Below are 3,780 nucleotides of genomic sequence, written 5' to 3' on the forward strand. Positions count from 1 at the left end.
GCTATCCCTCCCCACCCGGGTGGGGAATCCCGCGCCTTACGTTGAGCACTGAGACGGGAACTTGGGCATTGAGCAGCCAGTAGTGGGCAGCGCCGGGGATCTGCAGGGTGATCCCGCAACTAGGCAAACTGACCCACCACCTGCATGGCAAAACTCAGCACAATAAAGGCCAACCAGGGGGAAAAGTCCAAGCCACCGATGGGGGGAATGATGCCGCGGAAGAGGTTGAGATAGGGATCCGTGAGCTGGCTGAGCACCGACAGGATGGGGTTCGACCAGTTCAGTTGCGGGAACCAGCTCAGCAAAATCCGCACAATCAGCAGGGCATTGTAAATGACGATGAACTGGTAAAGGGAGCGAAACAGCAAAGACGCGGCACTGCCGTAGACCAGCCCCAGAGAGAGGCCGTCTGTCCAAGGGAGCAACAAAGGGCTGAGCATCATGGTTAGAAACAGCGAGGGAACGACTCTTCAACTCATCTCAACTTAAGCGCTGTCAGCAGAGGCAGACCTGATCCAGGAGGGCAACTCAGCCGAGAGACGAGAACACTGGCACCCCTCAGGGGAGAAAGCCAGTGCCGCCTCTAGTTTGGCATGGACAGGGATCCCCTGCTTAAGGCTTTTCCTCGACAGCGCTAGAAGATATTTCCTTGACAAGCAGTTGTGCGCGGGTGGCCTGGATCGCCTCGTTCAACTCGGCAATCTTGGCTTCGAGGGTGCGGCGGGCCTGGGGAATCCGCTCTGTTTCCTGTTCCCACTCCCTCCAGTCGCTGGAGCTGGGCACAGCCGGCTCACCCGAAACTCGGAGGCGCGGCCGCTCAGGAGGGACAGAGGTGCCGTTGAGACGGTCGGGATCGCGGCGCTGGCCTTCGGCGGATCCCTTGCTCAGTCGGGGGGCCAGCACAAAGGCGATCACCCCGCCGATGATCCCGCCCAACACAGCGCCGGCTACCACACCGGCAATGAAGTCACCTTTCTGATCTGCCACGCTTTTGTCCAGCTCGCCAAACTTAAGCTATCTTCTTCTGTTCTACCTTTCCTGTCCTACTCCCGCCAGCAAATTCGGCCAGGGCTGGGGAAGTCGCCAGTGGCTGAGCCGCTCCAGGTGGGCTTGCATCTGTTCCCTCAACTCGCCCAAAGCGTGTTGCAGATCGCCGGGCAGGGATCCCAGTGCCGCCTGCCAGAGGTGAGTTGGAGACAAGTCGGGGCTGACCACATGCCACAGCCGCTGTAGCTCCTCAAAGTGAAGGCGGTCATCTTCCGTGAGCGAAAGCACCAACTGGCGGCGCAGCTCGCGGGCCTCTTCCGACATCAAGTAGCGCAAACCCATGCGGGCGGTGGGGATCCAATCCAGCCCCCCATCGCTGCGGGCAATTTGGATCAAATTCTCCAGGCGGTTCCAGCGGAACTTGCCCTCCTTAATCAGCACTTGCAGCAGCCGCTGGCGAATGCGGGGTGACTCGTCCGTCAGCAGGCGCTTGGCCACGTAGGGATAGGCCACACCAACAATGCGAAACTGGGGATAGAGGCTAAGAGCCACCCCTTCTTGAGTAACCAAAGAGCGGATTACCAACGCAAAGTGGGAGGGCACCTGAAAGGGGTAGCGGTACATCAAATCGGAAAACTGGTCGGTGGCGGTTTTGAAGTTGAAGTTGCCCACCTCCTGGTTCAACACATCCGCCAGCACCGTCTCCAAGGCAGGGATCAGCTCTTGGCGGTTGACATCCGGCTGTAAAAAGCCCAGATGAATAAAATCGTCGATCAAGGCGTTGTAGTCGCGATCCACCAGGTGAACCAGCGCGTCCACCAGGTACTCCTTCATTTCTTCGGTGAGCTGGTCCATCATGCCGAAGTCGATATAGGCCAGGCGGCCATCGGGGAGGGCAAACAGGTTGCCCGGATGGGGGTCGGCGTGGAAAAAGCCGTATTCCAGCAACTGCTTCAGGCCAGCCACCACGCCAATGCGCACCAGTTGTCTGACCTCCAAGTTGGCGGCTCGAATCCGCTCCACATCGGTGAGCTTGATGCCGTCGATCCACTCCAGGGTCAACACCCGGCGGGTGCTGTAGGCCCAAAAGATGCGCGGCACATACACATCGGGATCGCCGCGAAAGTATTCGGCAAAGCGCTCGCAGTTTCGCCCTTCGTTTAGGTAGTCGATCTCCTCAAAAAGCTTGTAACCAAACTCATCCACCACCGCCGTCAAGGTGTTGCCCAGGTTCAGGGGCAGCCAAGGACCCAGCCAGGTGGAGGCCCAGCGGATGAGGTACAGATCTAGGCTCAGCCGCTCCCGCAGGTGGGGCCGCTGCACCTTGACCGCCACCCATTCGCCGCTGTGCAGTTGCGCTTTGTAAACTTGGCCCAAGCTGGCGGCGGCCACCGGCTCGGAAGAGATCTGGGCGTAAATTTCGCTAATCGGACGGCCCAACTCTGACTCAATGCGGGCAAACGCCTCCTGGGAAGGAAAGCTGGGCAGTTGATCCTGCAGCTTGGTCAGCTCTTCCAAGTAGTCTTTGCGCACCAAGTCCGGTCGCGTCGAGAGGGCCTGCCCCACCTTGATGAAGGTGGGCCCTAGGTCGGTGAGCAGCTTGCGCAACTGCTCTGCCCGCTGGGGCACCTTGCGATCGCCCTGCCCCCAAAGCTGATCCCAGCGCAGACAGAGGACGAACCAGAGAAAGGGCCAGAGAATGGCCAGCGCCCGACCGATCACTTGCGGCAGGCGCCAGCGGTAGTAACGAGCAATAAATTGCGGATCGTAAACTTCTAGGTCGGCAACCGAGGAAATCCTGTTCAGCACGCTCAAGGGATCTCACAATCTGTTTTTAAAGCTCTCAATAGTTATCGTAATCTATCGTAATGGCAAAAGCCTCTTGATTCCTCTTCATCTTGCCTAACAGCGCCTCCTCAGCGCTCGCCGGCCAGGTTCTTGGCCAGAGCCGACCTCCCCCGATCAAATGACGGTGTTGTCCGGGATCACCGAGTCCTTGATGATGGTGACGATGCCATTGCTGATCCAGATCCCTTCCTCTTCCCGCTGCGCTTCGCTGACGTGATCCTTGTTGAGGATGCGGACGTTGCGCCCGATGCGGGCGTTCTTGTCTACGATGGCGTTGACAATGTGGGAGTTGGCGCCGATGCCCACCGGTGGGATCCCGGCCTCCAGCTTGGCCTGCCGCTCTTCTGCCGACTCGTAGTAATCGGCCCCCATGACGAGGGTGTTTTCTATGATGGTGTTGGCTTCCAGGCGGCTGCGAATGCCGATGATGGAATTGCGAATTTGGGCATTTTTGATGATACAGCCGTCGGCAATCATGGAGTTGACAATGTGGGAATCGAGGATCTTGTTGGGGGGCAAAAAGCGCGGACGGGTGTAGATGGGCATTTCGCTGTCAAAGAAGCTAAAAGGTGGGTTGGGCTGCTGCACCAGCGCCAGGTTGGCGCGGTAGAAGGCCTCGATGGTACCGATGTCTTCCCAATACCCCTTGAAGAGGTAGGCCTGCAGGTGGTACTTGCCAACGGCTGCCGGCAGCACCTCTTTACCGAAGTCAGTATGTTCCTTCACCTGCAGCATCTCGATGAGGGCTTCCCGCCGGAATACGTAGATTCCCATCGAGGCAATGTAGGGCTTGGCCTTGGCCTCTTCCGGGCTAAGGCCGAGGGCTTGGGTATCGACCCGGCAGGCTTGCAGCAGCTCCCCTTGCGGCTTTTCCTTGAAATCGACAATGCGACCGTTCTCGCCGATCTTGAGCAGGCCAAAACCTGAGGCCACTTTTTCTTCGCA

The 3,780-nt window shown here is 58.7% G+C and carries 4 protein-coding genes; all 4 read right to left on the reverse strand.

The features are described from left to right. Nucleotides 1-119 precede the first annotated feature (119 nt). A complete protein-coding gene (locus tag NW835_RS03505) occupies nt 120-443 on the reverse strand; it encodes a YggT family protein (RefSeq protein ID WP_414365791.1) in 324 nt (107 codons plus the stop codon). A gap of 169 nt (nt 444-612) precedes the next feature. Continuing rightward, complete coding sequence (locus tag NW835_RS03510; RefSeq protein WP_414414534.1) at nt 613-987, reverse strand: hypothetical protein; 375 nt, start codon at nt 985-987, stop codon at nt 613-615. Between the two features lie 42 nt (nt 988-1,029). Next, a complete protein-coding gene (locus tag NW835_RS03515) occupies nt 1,030-2,796 on the reverse strand; it encodes an ABC1 kinase family protein (RefSeq protein WP_414414535.1) in 1,767 nt (588 codons plus the stop codon). 153 nt (nt 2,797-2,949) lie between these two features. After that, a partial coding sequence (locus NW835_RS03520) for a sugar phosphate nucleotidyltransferase (RefSeq protein WP_414414536.1) occupies nt 2,950-3,780 on the reverse strand: 831 nt, incomplete at its 5' end.

The sequence above is a fragment of the Synechococcus sp. OH2 genome, assembly GCF_047462155.1.
Taxonomy (GTDB): domain Bacteria; phylum Cyanobacteriota; class Cyanobacteriia; order Thermostichales; family Thermostichaceae; genus Thermostichus.

Excerpts from the sequence above, each read along its gene's own strand:
- NW835_RS03505 (WP_414365791.1), bottom strand. The coding sequence starts at position 443 with ATGATGCTCAGCCCTTTGTTGCTCCCTTGGACAGACGGCCTCTCTCTG.